This window comes from Francisella sp. Scap27, assembly GCF_013394105.1.
GTDB lineage: Bacteria > Pseudomonadota > Gammaproteobacteria > Francisellales > Francisellaceae > Francisella > Francisella adeliensis.
The window spans coordinates 599,336-619,077 of record NZ_CP041326.1 but is presented as its reverse complement, the minus strand read 5'-3'; the positions used below and the strand labels follow the sequence as shown (position 1 = coordinate 619,077).

Genomic DNA, 19,742 nt, shown 5'->3' with positions numbered 1-19,742 from the left:
TAGAGTTATTTTATAGTCTCTAGTATATACTCTTTTAACTTTTTACCAACTACTTCATAACGCCAACCTTTAAGTAGTTTGTTGTTTATATTTGAGTTTTCAAGTTTTAGGTTGTAAGTAAGTGAGCGAATATCTTTTTTAGATGCTACCGAAGAGTTATCAAACTTATAACTATCAAGAATAGTATTGAAGCATTCAATAATTTTATCAATAGTTTCATTATCAACTTTTGAAGTATATTTTTTATCTAAAGTAAGATGTTTATATGAAGTCTTCGTCTTTAGAGCACTAATAACACCAGTTTTTAACCAAGCCTTAAGTTTTTGATAATTACTAGTTTCAAAGTCATCAAGAGTACGAGGGTTTAGGTGTGCTAAATCGTATAAGACTTTATTGTCAAATAAAAATCTGACCGGAAGATCTTTTTGCTGAGCTAAATTTTCACGCCATACAGCAATCTTTAAGATATTTTCTTGAGTTGAGGTGCTAAACTTTTGTAAGTTACCAACTTTTGTGTGGATAACTTCAAGGTTATTGAAGCCTATTTGTGTTATTTCTATAAGTTCTTCTTCAAAAAAATATTTATAGCCAATCTCATTTAGCTTTTGCTCAAGTGTTTTTTGTAATGTAATAAGGAACTCAACATCTTTTTTAGCATAGTTTATCTGTTTAGTAGATAATGGTCTTTTACGCCAGTCAGAAAATTGTGATTCTTTCTCCATCTCAATATCTAGCATTTCTTGAAGTAAGTTTTTAAGCGATAGTTGATTTTGAAACCCTAAGAAAGTTGCTGCAAGTTGTGTGTCAAAGATATTGTTTATTTCACAGTTCAAAAATCTTTTTATGATTGGTACATCATTAGGTGCTGAGTGGATTATTTTTTGGATATTATTATTTTCAAAAATAATATTTAAGCCACTAAAATCAAGCTCATTAATAAGTGTATCAATAAGGTAAATATCGTTTGTAGTTGCTATCTGTATTAGACAAAGTTCTGGGTAGTAAGTACGCATCCAGTAGAATTCTGTATCTACAGCGATATGAGTATTTTGAGAAATATCTGCAATAGCATTGTTTAAAGCAGATTGTGTTGATATAAGCATTTTGCAATATGTAGTATCTATTTACCTTATACTAACATTTTTATCGATATTTTGTATGGAAGGTTTTACTTTATTATATAAAAACTGACTTTTGGTTACTTTAGGGTTGTTAAGAATATTTTAAAGGTTTATACCAAGCCTTTGTGGCTATTTCTTTAGCATTTGATGTTATTAGGTCACCATGAGCTAGAATGATTTTATCAAAATCCCAATTTAAAATTGCTTGTAAACTTTTTGCTGCTAAGGGCTTATCCTTCCAACCAAATTGATACTCTGGAGCAGTTTTTGGTTTGTTCCACATTCTTAGAATTATCCACCATATTTTTATACCAATGCCTGTTCCTTCGGTATTTTTTCCAATATTTTCGATTAAATCAACAAGAATTAAGGTTTTAGTTTCTTTATGGAAAAAAGCTACTTCATTCATAATTCTAGATCCTAAAACAGGCTGTTGCTCAAATTCCGATAGTATAGGAGCGTCAGTTAGAATTCCATCGTATTTTATATTGGGGTTTTTTTTGATTATTCCTTTTGCAATATATGTCTTTGCATTTGTAAAAGCTACTTGAGCAGATTCAACATATAGATGATGAAAATTACCCGGTGCGATAATATAGCTTATACTGCCAAGTTTTAAAATTTCTGCCTTGAGTTTATCATCTATCTTACATGGAGAATGAATAGCTAAACTATTATCATCTAGTTTAATAATTGTAGTCCGAGAGTAAAAATTTATTCCTGAGTATTTAACGGGGTATTCAATAATCCATATTTTATCGTTAATGAAAGTCTTTATTTCATACATATAAAAAATACCTAGGATAAATCAACTTATATCTATGTTATCATTTTTGTATATTTATAAGTATTAAAAAAGATTTTTTCTTAGCTATGATTGTCAATCAGTCCAAAGATTTTGATTTAAAGAGTTTTTTAGCAAATCTAACCACTCATTCTGGTGTTTATCGGATGATTGATGGTACTGGAGAGATAATTTATGTAGGTAAAGCAAAAAACCTCAAGAATCGTGTAAATAGTTACTTCTCAAAAGGTGCAAAAGATAGTAAAACTTTACTAATGGCATCACAAGTTGTGAAAATAGAGATAACTATCACTCCAAGTGATTATGAAGCATATCTTTTAGAGAATAATCTAATTAAGCAACATCGCCCTAAGTACAATATTTTATTTAAAGATGATAAAAGTTACCCATATTTGGTGATTTCTCATGATAAGTTTCCACGCGTTGCATTTTATAGAGGAAAATCAGCCTATAAAAAAGGACAATGCTTTGGGCCTTTTGTGTCTATTTCATCTGTGAAATTTACGCTAAATATTATTCAAAAAATATTTCCGATTAGGCAATGTGAAAACTCTTATTATAATTCAAGAATACGACCATGTTTGCAGTATCAGATAAAACGCTGTCTTGCTCCGTGTGTTGGCTTAGTTTCACAAGAGCAGTATAATGAGCAGATAGTAGTTTTAAAGAAATTTTTAGCGGGTAAGTTCAGTAGTGTGTTGGAAGATATATCTAGTAAAATGCACAATGCTTCAGAAAATATGGAGTATGAGAAAGCTCAAGTTTATCGAGATCAACTAGTAGTTTTGCGTAAGTTACAGCAACAACAGATCGTTGATATTCAGGCTGATAAAACATTTGATGTAATTGCTATTCATCTACAGGATAATTATGCAAGTATAGCTTTGTTACAGATTCAAAATGGTGATGTCGTTGCAGATAAACATTGGAGTATAGATGCAAAAGGCCAAGATAAAACTAGTATTATGCATGCCTTTTTGTCGCATTTTTATTTAGGTGATGAGATTCGCAATATTTGGCCAAAAAACATTATACTTTCTAAAGTAGATTTTGCTGAAATTACAGATCTGATGCAGAGTATCTCAAAACGAATAGGTCATGCTGTAAACTGGATACTAACCCCAGCAGCCGATAATCTTAAATGGCTTAAACTAGCTGAGGTGAATGCTTGCCAAAAACTAAATATTTACACAAGCTCAAAATCACAATATCAAAAACGCTTAGATTCTTTACGAGAGTTTTTGCATCTTGGTAAGGACATTAAGCGTATAGAATGTTTTGATATCTCACATTTTCAAGGTGAGGCAACTATAGCATCGTGTGTAGTATATACAGATGAAGGAGAAGATAGAAAATCTCATCGTAGATATAATATAAAAGATGTAAAAGCTGGTGATGACTATGCAGCTATTGCACAAGCTGTATCACGCCGAGTTAGCTCTGGATTAGAGGCAGATAATTTGCCGGATGTAATGATAATAGACGGTGGAAAAGGGCAGATCCATCAAGCAGAAGCTGTACTTAAGCAGTTAGGAGCTAAAGAGCGAATTCAGCTTGTAAGCCTAGGTAAAGGGGTTGAGCGTATAAGTGGTAAAGAGAAAATCTATAAAGGTTTTGATGATACTGAGTATACTTTAGATGAGCATAACCCAGGTTTTTTACTATTACGCCAAGTACGAGATTCAGCACATGATCATGCGATAAAAGGACAGCGCAAAAAAGTGGGCTCAAATAGGCAATCATCTATTTTAGAAGAGATAGAAGGTGTTGGACCTAAGAGACGCAAAGCACTTATAATGTATTTTGGTGGTTGGCAGCAACTTTCACAAGCTTCGGTTGATGAGATTGCTAAGGTTAAAGGTATAAGTAAAAAGTTAGCCCAAGAGATTTGGGAATGTTTTCATTAGGAGAGTTATGAAAAATAAAAATTTAATATTATTAAGCTTAGTAAGCCTGGTTTTTATAGTAATATGCTATTTTTTTGTTGATCGACAAGTGGTTTGGTTTGTTTATGGGCATGATTTAAGACAGTACTCTATATTATATGTTTTCTCTGATTATTTAGTTGATTTGATTAATTTTCTAATATTTGGTTTTTATATTTATTATTTTGGAAAATTGCTATCAAAAAATATTTCAGATTTTGATGCAAAGTTTGTATTAGTAGCTAATGCAGTTGTGATTGGACAGTTTATCAAAGAAATATTGAAAGGTATTTTCGGTAGGTATTGGGCAGCCACATTTAAGAATAATAATTTATCTTTAATTCATGATAACGCTTATGGATTTAACTGGTTTAAGTTTGATGGTAACTATGCGTCATTTCCTTCTGGGCATGCAACATTTATTTTTTCATTCATTGTTGCTTTGTGGATTTTATTTCCTAAATATAGGTTGATATATGCTATATTAGCATTTTTGGTTATTTCAGCTCAGTTGTTACAGTACTTTCATTTTGCAAGTGATCTAATTGCTGGCGCATTGCTTGGGACTATAGTAGCCACTTATACAGCCAATCATTATAAAAAATTTAAAGGATAGATAAATGATAATAGTTTTAGCTTTGGTTTTAGCAATTGCAATAATGATAGTAATATTTTTTATGTTATTATCAAAGAAGGCAAAACAAGTTCAAGATATAGCAAAATCATCTGATGAATATAAAAATTCAACTCAAAATGAGCTTATGCAATTACGCACTAAAGAGGCGACATTTAATGCTTTGTTTGAGCAAGAAAAACAAAAAAATATAGATTTAAAAGAAGATAAAACTCAACGCATAGATGAGTTAAAACAAGAGTTATCTATAGCAAGAGGTAAAGTTGACAATCTTATTGAAGAGATAAAAAATTATAAGTCTGAAAACTCAACACTAGCAACTCAACTTAAAGAGCAAAATATCGCAATGCAAGATAAGTTTGAGTTATTACAAAACAGTGAAGCTAAATTAAAGGCAGAATTTGAAAATCTTGCTAATAAAATATTTGAAGACAATAGCCAAAAGCTCAATCAAAAAAATCAAGAAAGTCTAAGCAATGTTCTTAATCCTGTGCGTGAACAGTTAAAAGATTTTAGAAGTAGAGTCGATACTATATATGAAAAAGATACTGCTGGAAGAGTAGAGCTAAAACATGAACTACAAAATCTAAAAGAGCTTAACCAGAAAATGTCTGAGGAAGCTCATAATCTTACAACAGCTCTCAAAGGTGATAAAAAACAGCAAGGTAACTGGGGAGAAATGGTGCTTGAAAAAGTACTAGAAAGCTCAGGACTTAGAAAGGGTGAAGAATATCTTAGAGAATTTACACTAAAGGCTGATGAAAATACAAAATTTAGGCCTGATGTGATTATCAAACTACCTGAAAATCGCGATATTATAGTAGATGCTAAAACTTCACTTATAGCTTACGATAACTTTATAGGTGCTGATACTGAAGTTGAAAAAACCAAGCATACAAATGAGCATATTAACGCTTTAAAGAACCATATAGATGGATTATCTCTTAAGGAATATGAGAAGCTAGAAGGTGTGAACTCATTAGATTTTATATTTATATTTGTACCGATTGAAAATGCCTTAACTTTAGCATTGAGTAAAAATGTCCCCAACCTAGATAAAAATCTCTACGAGTATGCTTTCCAAAAGAAAATAATATTAGTTAGCCCAACAACACTACTGCTTGCATTAAAAGTTATTGAAAATACTTGGAAGTATGAAAAACAAGCCAAAAGCATAACAGTTATATATAGCAGAGCAGAAGAGTTGTATAAGAAGTTTGTGGGCTTTGTTGATGACTTAGAAAAAGTTGGTAAATCTTTAGGTGATGCTAGCAAATCTTATGATAACGCTTTTAGCAAACTAAAATCAGGTAATGGAAATCTAATCGGTCAAGTTGAAAAACTTAAAGTGGTTTCTAATATCAAGCCTAAGAAAGAGCTAAAAACTGAGCTTGTTGAGTTGGCTCTAGAAGAGGGTTCGTCTGAAAATATTTAAAAAATTCATAGTTTTCTCTCTTTTCTATATAAAATACAGTTAATTTAATCGTTTATTACAAAGCAAATCAAAAAACGTTACTAATCCTAATCATCCTCATACTATTTGATAGATTCCCAGCTTCGTAAAACGACAGCGTGTATTAAATTGATAGTCTATTATATACAAAGTTCTCTTCTTTTCGTTTTGTGACTTCTTGTATTTCTATAATTAAGCAGCCTATATTATTGATCTCTAAATTAGTTTTTGCTAATATAATTATATTGAAGGATTTAATGGTCGTTAAAATGGATCTGATGCAGATGAAAGACAATGCTAGTAAAGCATCAACATTATTAAAAGCAATATCTCATGAGTCAAGATTATTGATACTGTGTTTGCTTTTAAGAGAAGAGATGACTGTTAGTCAGCTTGCAGAGTATTCTGATCTTAGTCAATCAGCATTTTCACAGCATTTATCTGTATTGCGTAAAGAAGGTCTCGTACAGACTAGAAAAGAAGCACAAACGGTTTTTTATAGCTTAAAAGATCCTGCCGTGAAGAAAATATTAGAAGCCTTATATAGTATATATTGCGGATAAAAAATTTGTAAATAATATTAGAAAAAACTAAATTAGAGAAAACTAAAGGAGAATAAAAATGCATAATGTAAAAAATATTTCAGTAAAAGAGTTTCTTGACCTACAAAAAAAAGAAAAAGTTAAGTTGATCGATATTAGGAGTTCTCAAGAACATAATAGGGAATGCATAGATTGTGCAGAAAATATTTTAGTTGATGATATTTATGATGCAGATATAAAAGCTGATGAGGTTGTAGTGCTACATTGTCAGTCTGGTAATAGAACAAATCAAGCAGCGAGTAAAGTTGCAGGATTAAATGCTAAAACCGTTTATCTACTTGAAGGTGGTATTTCAGCTTGGAAACAGCATAAGCAGCCAACTCAAAAAAATTTAAAAGAACCGTTACCAATTATGCGTCAGGTACAAATTATCGTTGGCTTTATGGTACTTTTAGGTGTTATATTATCATTTACAGTATCTCAGTATTTTGCAATATTGAGTGGATTCTTTGGTGCAGGACTCTTATTTGCAGGCTTGTCAGGAACTTGTGGCTTAGCAATATTCTTAGAGTTTTTACCATACAACAAAAGAAAATAAGCAATAATCCAACAGGAGAAAATTATGATTTTAAGACAATTATTCGATCAAGATACTTGGACATATACTTACATTTTAGCATCTGGCGTAGGGCGTGAGGCTATTATTATCGACCCTGTAGATACTCAAATAGCAAAGTATCATAAATTGTTAAATGAGCTTGATATAAAGCTAATAGCTGCTATAGATACTCATGTACATGCAGATCACATCACAGCAATTGGTCAGCTAAGAAATGATACTGATTGTAATTCAATTATGGGTGCTCATACGAAAGCTGAATGTGTTTCTGTAAAAATTAAAGAAGATGAAACAGTAGATTTTGATGGTATGAAGCTAAAGGCTATCTATACTCCAGGTCATACAGATGATTCTTATAGCTTTATCTTAGATGATAAGCTTTTCACAGGAGATACTCTTTTTATAAGAGGAACAGGTAGGACAGATTTTCAGCATGGTGATTCATTTGCTCAGTACGATAGTATTACAAATAAATTATTTAAGTTACCAGAGGATACTATTGTATTACCAGGACATGATTATAATGGTGCTACAACAAGTACTATTGGTGAAGAAAAAAGATTTAACCCAAGACTTCAGGTAAAAAATGCTCAAGAGTATGCTGAACTTATGGCAGGTTTAAATCTTCCACATCCTAAGTATATGGATGTAGCCGTACCAGCTAATCTGAAATGTGGTCTTGTCAAGTAATGACACTTATAATATTCGGACTAATCTGTGGAATCGCTCTTGGCTTAACAGGGGGAGGTGGTTCTATATTAGCTGTGCCTCTTTTGACTTATGGTGTGGGTTTAGATTTTCATAGTGCGGTAACAATATCTTTACTAGTAGTCGGATTTACAGCTATCTTTGGTATAGCAATGAACTACAAAAATCTTGATATAAACTTTTTAGCAGCGGCTGTTATGATTGTCACAGGTGTTATATTTGCACCTATTGGTACTTATGTATCGCAATCAATAGCAGATGAAACTCTTATGACTAGCTTCTCTATGCTGATGGTAATAATTGGTGTTTGGAGTCTAATCAAATCAAGGTTTGTGCCAAACTCTCAAGAATCTAAGAGTGACAGTGTAAACATCAAATACATAGTATCTTTACTCATTGGTGGAGCTATCGTTGGTACTCTAACAGGTTTCTTTGGTGTAGGTGGTGGTTTCTTGATTGTACCAGCACTTATTTTCATAACTGCAATGCCGATTAAAAAAGCTATAAGCACTTCGCTATTAGTGATATTTGTAGTTTCAATATCAGGCTTTATTTCCCACTATGATGATGCAAGTATGAGCTGGTATGTGGCTAGTCTATTTATTGTTGGTGGAATGATAGGAATGTTTGTAGCCAACAAACTAAAATCCAAATTAAATGACAAAATCCTTCAATTAATATTTTCTATTATGTTAGTAGTTCTGGGAATTACTATTTATTTCGTAAACTAAATTTTTATATTTTTTTTAAAAATAAAATATAGCTTTATCTATTTTCTTATAGTATTTTTATCATAAAGGTCATTTTTTTAATTTACTGTTTTTTCACTTAGAAAAACACTAAAAAATACACTAACTCATTAAGGTTAGCCTGTTTTATATCAATCTTAATACAAATTGGTATTACTTCAGAAAAGAGTAAATTATAGACCTTGGATATTTATTAATTTTCATAAGGATAAAGTAAAATATGGCAATGATAAGTCATGAGTCTTTGAAGAAGACTCTTAAAAATAGAGGTTTAGTTGTAGATATTCGTAGTTATCATGAATATTTAATAGATATGATCCCGGGAGCTATTCATATTAGTGAACTTCTAATAAATTTTGATAAGTACAGGCACTATAATTCTGTAATTATTTATTGTGAAACTGCTAATAGGTCTGGTAAAACACATAATTTTTTTGTGAACTTATTTGAAAAAGCAAATTGTTTAGAGGGTGGTATTAGTTCTTGGCGAGAAAATGGTTATAAAACGGTTATACCTAAGAAGCTAGAGTATTTTGATACTGATAAAATTGCCTTTTTTAATTATGCTGCAACTACTCCGGTATATTCTGAAGTGGTTGATGAAATGCGTAAGTATATGGAGATAGATACATATTTTGCAAATCCAGCCTCTACACATTATCCAGGTAGAGTTGCTAAGCTAAAAATCGTAGATTCTGAAAAAAATATTAGCGATTTTATAAATGCTAAAAATGGTAATATCATTTGGACATCAGGAGCAACAGAGTCAAATAACCTTGCTATCAAAGGTTTAATTGAGGCAAGTGATAGAACTAAAAAGCATATTATTACGACATCTATTGAGCATAAAGCTGTTTTGGATGTGTGTAAGTATCTTTCTGCAAAAGATGAGAATATATCCGTAAGTTATCTTGATGTGGATGAGCATGGTAGGATGGATATTGAGCAATTAAAAAGCTTTATAACAGAAGATACTATTATGGTGTCAGTTATGGCTGTCAATAATGAAGTTGGTACAGCAAACCCTATAGAGCAGATTGGTAGAATTACAAGAGAACATGATATAGTTTTTCATGTTGATGCTGCTCAAGGTATAGGTAAAGTAGAGGTTGATGTTGAGAAGATGAATATCGACTTATTATCTATGTCTGCACACAAGTGTTACGGTCCTAAAGGTGTTGGTGCCTTGTATGTGCGTGAAGGGATAGAGCTAGCAGAGCAGATTCATGGCGGAGGTCATCAAAATGCTATGCGTTCTGGTACGCTTTCAACTCAGCAGATAGCAGCCTTTGCAAAAGCTGTAGAATTGTTAGAACAAAAAACAGATTTAGCAAAAATAGAAAGCTATAGAGAAACTGTAATTAAAAATCTTAGAAATCTTGATAATGTAATCATAAATACACCTTTAGATGAAAGTTATGTTGGGATACTAAGTGTAACTATTGAGGGTGTAGCGGGTGATATCTTGTTTACGCTAATGCCCGAATTTGCTTTATCAATGAGCTCAGCATGTACAGCTGCAGCTGATAAACCCTCTCATGTTTTGACTGCTTTAGGATTAGATGCAAAGCAGGCAGCTAGTACTTTACGTATATCTTTTGGATGTTTTACTACAGATGAAGATGTGCATAAGTTAATTAAAAGTTTAGTTGATAATGTTAAACTTTTAAGAAGTATTCATAAAGTTTAATCTTTTTAGAATCAAGAAATCATAAGAGTATTTACGATGTTTATTTATTGCATCGTAGACTGTATTAAATTAATTAAAATTTATTTGGAGTTTAAAACAATGGCAGCAGATTTATCAAATCTCAATAAACAACCAAGTCTATTTACCGCTGTAGGTATTGGTCTTGGTTGTATGATCGGAAGTGGCTGGCTTTTTGCAGCATATTACGCAGCTCAATATACAGGGCCTTCAGCATTTATCTCTTGGATAATAGGTGCTACTTTAGCTCTTATACTCGCTTTATTACTTGCAGAAATTGCGACAATGTACAAAGAAACTGCTCTTTTTTCAAGACTATTGACAATAAGTCATAGAAATAGAGATTTCGGTTATGTGATTGCAATTTCAAACTGGCTAGGGTTGGTTATCATAATTCCATCTGAAGCTTCAGCAACAGTGCAATACTTAAGTGCAACTTTTCCAAATATAGAGCATATCTTTTATTCAAGTCATGAGCTTACAGCATACGGTTTAGGTGCAATGTTTGTACTGATGGTAATATATGGTTTTGTGAACTTTTGGGGGATTAAAGCTCTTGCAAGAATCAACAATATTATTACTTGCTTTAAAGTTATCATCCCAATAACAACAGCTTTGATTTTGATGTATGTAGCATTTAATCCTAGCAACTTTACAGACTATGGTTTTGCACCGATGGGAGCTAACAGAATTGTAGGTGCTGTAGTTGTATGCGGTATCTTCTATGCTTTTTATGGCTTTGGTATGATAGCGACATTTGGTAGTGAGATAAAAAATCCACAAAGAAATATCCCAATCGCTCTAGTACTATCTGTTGTAATAAGTTTGAGTATATACCTTTTACTTCAGGCAGCATTTATTGGAGCATTACCTACTGATATTATTAGTAAAGGCTGGGAGAATATGAATTTCACCTCGCCATTAGCTCAGCTATTAATCTTACTAAATATAAATGTTTGGGCTATGATTTTATATGCAGATGCTGCTGTGAGTCCTTCTGGTGCTGGTATCTTGTATCTTGGTTCAGGTGCGAGAATGTTTAATGGTATGGCAAAAGACAATCAAGTACCAAAATATTTTGCAAAAGTAACAAAAAATAATAACCCAAGAAGAGCATTAATATTTTCTTTAATAGTAGCCTGTGCAATTCCGATGTCGTTTAAGAATTGGCAAGAAATAATGATTATCGTAACTGTATTTCAGATAATCTCATGTGTAGCTATTCCTGTAGCATTTGCAAAGCTTAGAATGACAAAACAAGATCAAGAAAAAAGACTTTTCAAAATGCCGGGAGGTTCTATTTTAAGCTTTATTATGTTTATAGTTTTGACATATCTACTGGTTGAAGCTGGAGAAAAAGCTTTGTTGTGGGGATTATTATTACATGTAATTTTCTTTGTTCTTTATCTATTTAACTTTTATGGGTTTAATCTTGGAAAAGCAAAACTTGCGATAATGTCTTCTTGGAGTTTATTTGCATACATGACTTTTGTTTATATTTTTGGGATACTAAATGATAACGGAATGTTTAATAGTACTCTTGTAATAACTTTATTCTTTGCTATTACTATTGTTTTATATATAGCGTTACTATTTCAAAAAGACTATAACAAATAAAAAAATCACTTTATATTTCTCGATGAGATTAATCTAACTTAATAATAAAATCTTCTAAATAGTCATCTTCGCCAAGTTCGTATTCAGATATTGCAAAGTGCTTAGCTGATTTTTTCTGTGCGTGCATTTGCTCAGTTGAACCATCGTTGTTTAGATGATGCCAACTTGGTAAATCATTACCATCATATAGAAGCTTATAGCTACAACTATTTGGAAGCCATTTATGAGCATGGTTTTTTAGTTGTTTGTAAGTTAGGTTTATGCAGTCAGGCACAATTTGTTTTCTTTTAGCGTATGAGCTACATTGACATTTACCAGTGTCTAAAAGCTTACAACTAACCGTTGTATAGAAAACTTCATCAGACTCGTCATCTTGGAGTTTATTAAGACAACAAAGACCACATCTATCACAAATAGATTCCCATTGCTCACTAGACATATCTTTTAAGTTAATTTCTTGCCACCATTTATGCATATTTTAAAATTGTTAGGTATAATAGGAGATTGTAAATAATGATATACCAAATCATCTAAAAAAAACACTAAAGGCAATCAATGAAAACTACCGCTAAAGCTAGAAATAATGCAAGACTTTATGCAGTGCAAGCTTTGTATCAAAAAAAAGTAGCAGGCAACACTTATTCAGAATTAAAAGTACAATTTTATGCAGATAATGCTGAAAGGCATCAAACTGATTGGAACTTCTTTAATAGGCTGATAGATGCTGTTGAGACAAATGAAGAACAAATAAATCAATACATTGTTGATAACTCAAGAGATGGAATAGAGTTTACTAACCACGTTGATCTTGCAGTGCTTCAAGTTGCGATTGCTGAGCTTATCGAATGCTTAGAAAATCCTTATCAAATTATTATAAAAGAATATGTAGAGATTGATTTTAGTATGGGAACAGAAGAAGGCTTTAAATTTATAAATGCAATGTTGCAGAAGCTATCGAAGATTATTCGAGGTGCAGAGTAAACTTATCTTGCGATTTTAAGAAGTTAAATTTCTCACGATGCTCTATTTGAGTATTTTTATTTAGATCAGCATACAGTATAGTTTCAATAAATTCTTGGTGTGTTAACACATCACCATTATAGTCTATAATCATACTATCTCCAGAATAGCTGAAATTAGGATCGTTACCGACTCTATTACATGCTATCACATATACTTGATTTTCAATTGCACGAGCTTTTAGTAATGCCATCCAATGCTCACGGCGAGACTCAGGCCAACAAGCGACATTTAGAAGTATGTCGTACTCATTAGCATTACAATTAAACACAGGGAAACGAAGATCAAAACAAACTGTCAAAAGTATTTTAAAGCCCTTATAGGAAATAATTTTTCTATCATTACCACCACGATACTTCTTACCTTCTCCAGCATGGAGAAAAAGATGGTTTTTATCATAAGTATGTACTTCACCATTAGATGTGACAAAATATAGACGGTTTACTACTTTACTATCGGTAAAAGTTGCAGCACTTCCCGTTATAGCACAATTTTTATCTTTAACTTGAGTTTTCATCCAGTCTATAACATCAGCCTCATTGCTAGCATCTTTTGTTGGGTTCATTATAAAGCCAGTATTAAACATTTCAGGTAGTACAATCAAGTCAGTTTCATCACTAATATCTTTTATTTTATTTTCAAAATTCTTATAGTTAGCTTCTTTGTTACTCCAGATGATATCTGTTTGGATGATGGCTGTTTTTAAAGTGTTCATTAATGTCTACCTATATATTTTATACTGTCTGAATTTTAACATTTTTTTTTGTAAAAAATGAAGGGTTATTCTATATATAGTGTAACTAGGCAATAGTCCTCAAAATTGTTTGACAAATAAATAATCTAATAAGATAATCAAAGTTATTAAATGCTTACAATTATATAAACAATGAAAACATTAAGATTAAAAACTAATATATTAATTTTGTCAGCTATATTAATCCTCGTGTCAGGCTGTGCTATGTTTGGAAATAATAATGGTACGGAGTATAAAGGTGGATTTTTGATGGTTACCTTACATGAGAAATTTGAGGAAGTGTATTCTGCTACTATAGAGGCCATAAATAAGGGGCAAACTTATGATGCAAATAATAGTGCTTATGATTTAAGAATAAATGAGAAGACTGATAGTAAGGCAGTAGTAGGTGCTATTAGTGAAAATAATCCTTCAGATTTTGTTGAAGTTGTGATGGCAAAAACATCAGATGACACGACAAGAATCTCAATTAAGTACGGTAAACAAGGCGATACAATAAGATCTTCGGCTTTAATTGATATAATAAAAGCAAATATTCGTGGGTCTAAGCACCTTGCAAATGATCATGTGGTTAAAAATCAGTCATAGTCTATATTTGATGAAATTTTAGGTTCAATTCACTTTGATAATTGGCGGGAGAGTTTATTTTTTGTTACTTGACACTGGGTTTTGCATAAGCTAAAGTATAGTTTTGTAGTCACTATTTTAATCAATAAAAGGGGTACTATTATGTCATTTACAAATCTAAAAAATGCAGAATCTGAAGAGTTAGAGAATATTGCCCTAGAACAAAAAAAAGCAGCAAGTAAAGTTATTGAGCATATTGTGTCTCACTTAGACCTGTTAAAAGGTGATTTTGCAGGATTTCCTATAGATAGGTATGACCATTGCTTGCAGACTGCCACAAGAGCTTTCCGTGATGGTATGGATGATGAGTATGTTGTTTGTGCTTTACTGCACGATATTGGGGATACTCTGGCACCGTATAATCACGGTGAACTTGCTGCTAAATTATTGCAACCATATATATTAGAAAAAAACTACTTTATGATAGAGCATCACGGTGTATTTCAAGGATATTATTTCTGGGGTAAGATTGGTTTAGATGAAAACGCTAGAGATAAGTATGTAGATAGTCCGTATTATGATTATACTGATCAATTTTGTAAAAAATATGACTGCCCATCATTTGATTTAGATTATAAGAATATGACGATAGAAGAATTTATGCCAATGCTTGAAAAAGTAATTTCTTCTCCTAATAACAATGTTTATAGCAATATATTCAAAAAGGTTTAAATAAAACTCTTTAAAATTTTTGTATATCAGGATAACTAAATCAAAGATAATTTCTTTGTCCCTTCTATAATATCTTTATCTTTCTTAGCAAAGCATAATCTTAATAAACCATTTTTAGGTTTTTCAAATAGAGTAGATATAGGGATTAAACCAACACCATGCTCTTTGATAAGATTAGTTGCAAACTTATGATCGTCTTCATTACTTATGTTGCTATAGTCTAATACTTGAAAGGGTGAGCCTTGCCACTCAAGTACTTTAAATCTTGAGTTTTTTAGGCCTTCAGAAAGTAACTGATTTTGTTTTTTATAAAGTTTATGTAGGTTTTGATAGTACTCTGGATGCTCAACTATACCCTCAGCTAAAGCTAACTGTGTTGGGTGGACAGCTGAAAATGTAGAGAATTGCTTAATAGACAATATTTCTTTAATAATTTTACTTGGAGCAATAGCAACACCAAGACGCCATCCTGTTAGGTTATAAGTTTTGCCTAATGATTGTAGCACTATAAGCTTATCCCATAGCTCAGGAATTTCTATAGCACTAGTAAAGCTATCTCCAGCATAAATATGCTCATACACCTCGTCAGAAAGTACTAAAATGTCTTTATCTTTAATGATATTAGCAATCTCTTTAAATTCTTCTTTTGATATAACAGTTCCCATTGGGTTGTGTGGAGAGTTTAGGATTATTATTTTTGTTTTATTAGTAATAGCATTTGCAATAGCTTGAGTATCTATTTTACCGTTTGGCAATAAGCTCAGTCTTACACATTTTCCTTGATTAAAATTTGTAACACCAGCATAAGTGTCAAAAATTGGATCAAACATAATCACTTCATCATCTTTTCCGATATAGCTTGAAATAGTAGTAAAAAGACCTTCTTGAGCACCAGCAGTGATAGCTATATTATCAACCTCAATATCAACTCCATAGCACAGTTTAGTTTTATGAATCATAGCTTTACGTAAGGCAGGAGTTCCAGCAATAGGCGAGTATTGGTTTTTGCCATTTTTCATATAAAAATTAGCTCTATCAATAAGCCACTCAGGTGTATCAAAATCAGGAGCTCCTTGAGTAAAGTTAACAGCATTATGTTCATTTGCCATTGTAGCAAATTTAGCGTACACCGATGGAGATGTATCTATTTGAGGTTTTAATTTTGGCATTATATATTCCTTTATTTTAAATAGATTGTTTTTTATTATATTAATAATCTGGGAACTAATTATTTCCTTCAAGTTGGTTATGTAGTTTAGATCTTCTATCATGCCTGCTATCAAGTCTTTCTTCTCTGAAGGGAGCTACTTTTTTTCGAGACTTTTTATCTTTATCTAACAGATGATGTCTTGATTGATCACTAGGATTAGTGGATATGTTATTATTTGTATCTATCTCTGCAGCACTAACAAAACCTATTGTAAAAAGACTTACAAATAGAACGATGATAGTTTGATTAAAAATTTTCATGATTACTTATTATATTATTTTATCTTATATAAGACATTTTAAACATATTAGTTGATTATTCATATAGTTTTAGCAACTTTCAAGTTTATTTATCTCATCAATAGTTAGCTTTAAATTACTATCTATAATTTCTATGGGAGCTTGATGGGATATAAATATTCTTAAAAAAAGTATGCCCATAATTGCGACTAACAAGTTATCGTATGGGAAAGCAATACATCCTAATTCATGAATAAAAGAGATAAACCATAAAGTGATGATATAGCCGCAGACAAACCACACTTGTTTAAAAATCTTAATGAAATTATTGCGCTCAAATACAAACCAATAGAACGCTATAATGATAACTACTAAAATCGATAAATATTTAAGATTATCAGTACCAGACCAATACACAAAATAACTACATGAAATAAAACCTAAATACCCAAAAAACTTATGAAATGGTAATTTAAACTTTCTATCCATTTGAGGGAATTTATCTCTAAAAATAATTAGTACAACCGGACCAGACAAGCAGCTAAATAAAACTAAAGAAGATAAGAAAGATACTAGCTGTGACCATGTTGGAAATTGAAGTAGAAATATTAAACCAATAAAGAAATTGATCCATACACAATAGATCGGTACAGCATGTTTGTTAAGCTTTGTAAGTATAGATGTCTTAAAAAACTCTAAGCCAAATGCTTGTAAGACACGGCCTGTTACTGCTGCATATACATTTGAAGTACCTAGTGGTGCTACAATTGCATCTATAAATAAGACTGTATAGATAAAGTGTAATCCAAACAAACTCAATAACCCTAACAGTGGAGCGACATTTACAGCTAAATGATCAGCACTTGCTGGTAAGCAAAACATAAATAACAAAGAGAGTGATAAATACATTGTTAAGCCAACTACAACCGGAGCAAATAAGGATAGTGGAATAGCTAGTTTGGGATTCTTTGCAGAGTTTGCAACAACTAAACCATTTTGAAACCCTGAAAATGCAAATGCTAACCCTGAGCCGGTTATAGCTAAAAGTATTGTTTCAAAACTTATACTTGTAGAAGAAGTGTTGTGTGTGAAGTTATCAAATGATCCATAAAATGTTAGCATACCAAGGGCTATAGCTATAGGTAAAAAGATTTTCCAAACACTCACAACATTGTTTACTTTAGCAACATTTTTTAGTTGGTAAGTATTTAAAATAGTAATTCCAACCATAATAAAAAATGCGATACTAACACCAAAATATGAAAGTAATACTCCAGTGCTACTGCTATCATCAACTAGACTAGGAAACCAAAAACCTAAGTATTGCACTACAGATTGAGCTTCCAATGGTAGGTATACTAAATAACTTACCCACCCTAATACTACAAATAAGAACCCTAAAGAGCGTGAATGAGTTATCTTTAGAAACCTCATTGCTCCAGAAACTATAGGAAGCATTGATGCAACCTCAGCAAAACATAACGCGACAAAGAAAGTTAATAACGCTGTTATAAGCCATGAAAATATAACGCCTACACCAGCAGTTTGATAGCCATAGTATGGTGCAAAGAGCCAGCCACTCCCGATCATGCCACCAGTTGAGATGAAAATTATTGACCATGTAGAAAGTTTTTTCATGCGTTATTTTTATGTTTTTATATTTATCACTACTAATTAAATATACTGATATGAGAATCAAACATCAACTAAATGTCTTAGCCTTATTTAGAGTTCTTGTATTTTAGCGATCGAGAGTAAGGTCAGTAATTATGTGAAATTGTTTTAATTAGCATTGAATATGCAATATAATCATTGATTACATTATTTTTTTAAAAATACTTTTGGAAAAAAGTTTTATGATCGAAAGAGCTTCATTCACAAGAAGAATTGGTGCAGCACTAATTATAGCAGGGACCTGTGTTGGAGCGGGTATGCTTGTTATTCCATTAATTACAGCATCTTTGGGGTTTGTATTATCATCGGTAGTATTATTGGTAATCGCTCTTTTGATGATGGCAACAGGTTACTTGATCGCTGAGGTTAATTTAGAAATGCCTGATGGTTCAAATTTTAGTACTATGGCTCGAGAAACTCTTGGTAGATTTGGTCAGATTATAGCTTGGCTTAGTTTTTTATTGCTAATGTATGCTCTTACAGCAGCATATACTTCTCAAGGTTCATCACTACTAAAATCTTTATTATCTAATATAGATATATCAATGCCTTTATGGCTTAACAGTATTATATTTATACTTATACTTGGTAGTTTTGTCTATAAAGGGGCTTTTGCCGTTGACTGTTTGAATAAAATTTTTATTGCATTTAAATTTTTAGCTTTTATAGCTTTAGTCATGTGTATATCTCCATATGTGCAGAAAGTACTAATAATGACAGAGACTACAGATATCAACTTTGTATGGATAACATTACCATTATTGATAACATCTTTTGGTTATCATACTGTTTTACCTAGTATGCGATCATATTTAAAATCTAACAAAAAAGATCTGCATACGGCTATTATACTTGGTGGCTTTGTAGTGCCATTTATTGTGTATATTATATGGGAGGTTATCACTTTAGGGACTATTCCCCTACATTCACAGAGCAATGGTAGCTTTCATTATATAGTAAATCATGGTAATGATATTACAGCATTAGTTGAGGCTTATCATAGCTCGTATAATTTATTGGCTGTAGATACTTTTGCAACTACATTTACATCAATAGCTGTTACAACATCATTTTTAGGTGTGACACTTGCGTTATTTAATTTCAATCAAGATACATATAAGTTAAATAAACCAAATCATAGCTCTAAGATATTAGTATTTATAATTACTTATTTGCCACCATTTATTTTTGCTGTTTACTATCCTCATGGCTTTGTGATGGCTTTAGGGTATGCAAGTATATTTGTAGCAGTACTACTTATTAGTTTACCTGCGATGATGGCGTGGAAGGTTCGTAATGATAAGGGAACAAACACTTTAGTTAGTAAGCTATATTTATCATTTATAATTTTAGCTGGTGTATTGATGATATTTTTGCAGTTTGCAACAGAGTTTAAATTATTACCTAGTTTTAGTTAAGTGTAAGAACTATATTGCCCCTAATATAGATATGTATACTTATCTCATCAAGGCAGTTTGAACTATATGAAAAGACTGTTGATTTGATACCAAAAGATCATTGAGACAGTCGAAATGTTTGTTACAATCCAAAGAAAACTGAGACTTCGAATTCGCTCAAGCATCTTCTTTTATCACACAATAAGGATTAAGCCAACAGTCTTTGAAATTATTTAGGAAAAACTACATTTTTTAGAGTCTATCAGTT

20 protein-coding genes are annotated in these 19,742 nt (G+C 31.7%); 13 read left to right on the top strand and 7 right to left on the bottom strand.

The features are described from left to right. Positions 1 to 5: 5 nt before the first annotated feature. Both FLM55_RS02995 and FLM55_RS02990 read right to left on the bottom strand, forming a co-directional pair. The gene (locus FLM55_RS02995; protein ID WP_178947946.1) at positions 6 to 1,103 is read right to left on the bottom strand and encodes a ribonuclease D; all 1,098 of its coding nucleotides are present in this window, start codon (positions 1,101 to 1,103) and stop codon (positions 6 to 8) included. Positions 1,104 to 1,212: 109 nt separating this feature from the next. Then, positions 1,213 to 1,908, bottom strand: coding sequence for a hypothetical protein (locus FLM55_RS02990; RefSeq protein ID WP_178947945.1), 696 nt, complete (start codon positions 1,906 to 1,908; stop codon positions 1,213 to 1,215). Positions 1,909 to 1,994: 86 nt separating this feature from the next. On the opposite strand from FLM55_RS02990, the gene uvrC reads away from it, so the two are divergent. The 9 genes from uvrC to FLM55_RS02945 all read left to right on the top strand — a co-directional run bounded on the left by uvrC (position 1,995) and on the right by FLM55_RS02945 (position 11,881). Next, complete coding sequence (uvrC, locus tag FLM55_RS02985; protein ID WP_178947944.1) at positions 1,995 to 3,833, top strand: excinuclease ABC subunit UvrC; 1,839 nt, start codon at positions 1,995 to 1,997, stop codon at positions 3,831 to 3,833. A 7-nt stretch (positions 3,834 to 3,840) separates the two neighbouring features. Beyond that, positions 3,841 to 4,467, top strand: coding sequence for a phosphatase PAP2 family protein (locus FLM55_RS02980; protein WP_178947943.1), 627 nt, complete (start codon positions 3,841 to 3,843; stop codon positions 4,465 to 4,467). 4 nt (positions 4,468 to 4,471) lie between these two features. Then, complete coding sequence (gene rmuC, locus FLM55_RS02975) at positions 4,472 to 5,920, top strand: DNA recombination protein RmuC (protein ID WP_178947942.1); 1,449 nt, start codon at positions 4,472 to 4,474, stop codon at positions 5,918 to 5,920. Between the two features lie 287 nt (positions 5,921 to 6,207). Continuing rightward, complete coding sequence (locus FLM55_RS02970) at positions 6,208 to 6,501, top strand: helix-turn-helix transcriptional regulator (RefSeq protein ID WP_178949050.1); 294 nt, start codon at positions 6,208 to 6,210, stop codon at positions 6,499 to 6,501. Positions 6,502 to 6,559: 58 nt separating this feature from the next. Beyond that, the gene (locus FLM55_RS02965; protein WP_178947941.1) at positions 6,560 to 7,078 is read left to right on the top strand and encodes a rhodanese family protein; all 519 of its coding nucleotides are present in this window, start codon (positions 6,560 to 6,562) and stop codon (positions 7,076 to 7,078) included. Positions 7,079 to 7,102: 24 nt separating this feature from the next. Then, positions 7,103 to 7,789, top strand: coding sequence for an MBL fold metallo-hydrolase (locus FLM55_RS02960; RefSeq protein ID WP_178947940.1), 687 nt, complete (start codon positions 7,103 to 7,105; stop codon positions 7,787 to 7,789). Further along, on the top strand, positions 7,789 to 8,538 hold the full coding sequence (locus FLM55_RS02955; RefSeq protein ID WP_178949049.1) for a sulfite exporter TauE/SafE family protein: 750 nt from the start codon (positions 7,789 to 7,791) through the stop codon (positions 8,536 to 8,538). Before FLM55_RS02960 ends, FLM55_RS02955 begins: the two co-directional genes overlap by 1 nt. A gap of 238 nt (positions 8,539 to 8,776) precedes the next feature. Next, the gene (locus tag FLM55_RS02950; protein ID WP_178947939.1) at positions 8,777 to 10,246 is read left to right on the top strand and encodes an aminotransferase class V-fold PLP-dependent enzyme; all 1,470 of its coding nucleotides are present in this window, start codon (positions 8,777 to 8,779) and stop codon (positions 10,244 to 10,246) included. Positions 10,247 to 10,345: 99 nt separating this feature from the next. Beyond that, complete coding sequence (locus FLM55_RS02945; protein ID WP_178947938.1) at positions 10,346 to 11,881, top strand: APC family permease; 1,536 nt, start codon at positions 10,346 to 10,348, stop codon at positions 11,879 to 11,881. Positions 11,882 to 11,909: 28 nt separating this feature from the next. On the opposite strand, the gene FLM55_RS02940 is transcribed toward FLM55_RS02945, so the two are convergent. Continuing rightward, positions 11,910 to 12,356: a YcgN family cysteine cluster protein gene (locus FLM55_RS02940; protein ID WP_178947937.1), complete on the bottom strand. Its 447-nt coding sequence runs from the start codon at positions 12,354 to 12,356 to the stop codon at positions 11,910 to 11,912. Between the two features lie 80 nt (positions 12,357 to 12,436). On the opposite strand from FLM55_RS02940, the gene nusB reads away from it, so the two are divergent. Continuing rightward, positions 12,437 to 12,862, top strand: coding sequence for a transcription antitermination factor NusB (gene nusB / locus FLM55_RS02935; RefSeq protein ID WP_178947936.1), 426 nt, complete (start codon positions 12,437 to 12,439; stop codon positions 12,860 to 12,862). On the opposite strand, the gene FLM55_RS02930 is transcribed toward nusB, so the two are convergent. Then, positions 12,843 to 13,616: an amidohydrolase gene (locus FLM55_RS02930; RefSeq protein ID WP_178947935.1), complete on the bottom strand. Its 774-nt coding sequence runs from the start codon at positions 13,614 to 13,616 to the stop codon at positions 12,843 to 12,845. The two genes, nusB and FLM55_RS02930, sit on opposite strands and share 20 nt — an antisense overlap. A 171-nt stretch (positions 13,617 to 13,787) precedes the next feature. Here FLM55_RS02930 and FLM55_RS02925 point away from each other — a divergent pair, with 171 nt between their 5' ends. Together FLM55_RS02925 and FLM55_RS02920 are read left to right on the top strand one after the other, a co-directional pair. Continuing rightward, positions 13,788 to 14,243, top strand: coding sequence for a DUF3568 family protein (locus FLM55_RS02925; protein ID WP_178947934.1), 456 nt, complete (start codon positions 13,788 to 13,790; stop codon positions 14,241 to 14,243). 141 nt (positions 14,244 to 14,384) lie between these two features. Then, positions 14,385 to 14,954, top strand: a complete 570-nt coding sequence (locus tag FLM55_RS02920; RefSeq protein WP_178947933.1) for an HD domain-containing protein — start codon at positions 14,385 to 14,387, stop codon at positions 14,952 to 14,954. 35 nt (positions 14,955 to 14,989) lie between these two features. Here the strand turns inward: FLM55_RS02920 and FLM55_RS02915 are convergent, their stop codons facing one another. From FLM55_RS02915 to FLM55_RS02905, 3 genes are all read right to left on the bottom strand, one after another. Further along, positions 14,990 to 16,123, bottom strand: coding sequence for an aminotransferase class I/II-fold pyridoxal phosphate-dependent enzyme (locus FLM55_RS02915; protein WP_178947932.1), 1,134 nt, complete (start codon positions 16,121 to 16,123; stop codon positions 14,990 to 14,992). A 55-nt stretch (positions 16,124 to 16,178) separates the two neighbouring features. Beyond that, positions 16,179 to 16,424 (bottom strand): hypothetical protein, encoded by a 246-nt coding sequence (locus FLM55_RS02910; RefSeq protein ID WP_178947931.1) that lies wholly within the window; start codon positions 16,422 to 16,424, stop codon positions 16,179 to 16,181. A gap of 69 nt (positions 16,425 to 16,493) precedes the next feature. After that, positions 16,494 to 18,041, bottom strand: coding sequence for an APC family permease (locus FLM55_RS02905; RefSeq protein ID WP_178947930.1), 1,548 nt, complete (start codon positions 18,039 to 18,041; stop codon positions 16,494 to 16,496). A 218-nt stretch (positions 18,042 to 18,259) separates the two neighbouring features. Here FLM55_RS02905 and FLM55_RS02900 point away from each other — a divergent pair, with 218 nt between their 5' ends. Beyond that, positions 18,260 to 19,495, top strand: coding sequence for an amino acid permease (locus tag FLM55_RS02900; RefSeq protein ID WP_178947929.1), 1,236 nt, complete (start codon positions 18,260 to 18,262; stop codon positions 19,493 to 19,495). The last annotated feature ends 247 nt before the right edge of the window (positions 19,496 to 19,742 follow it).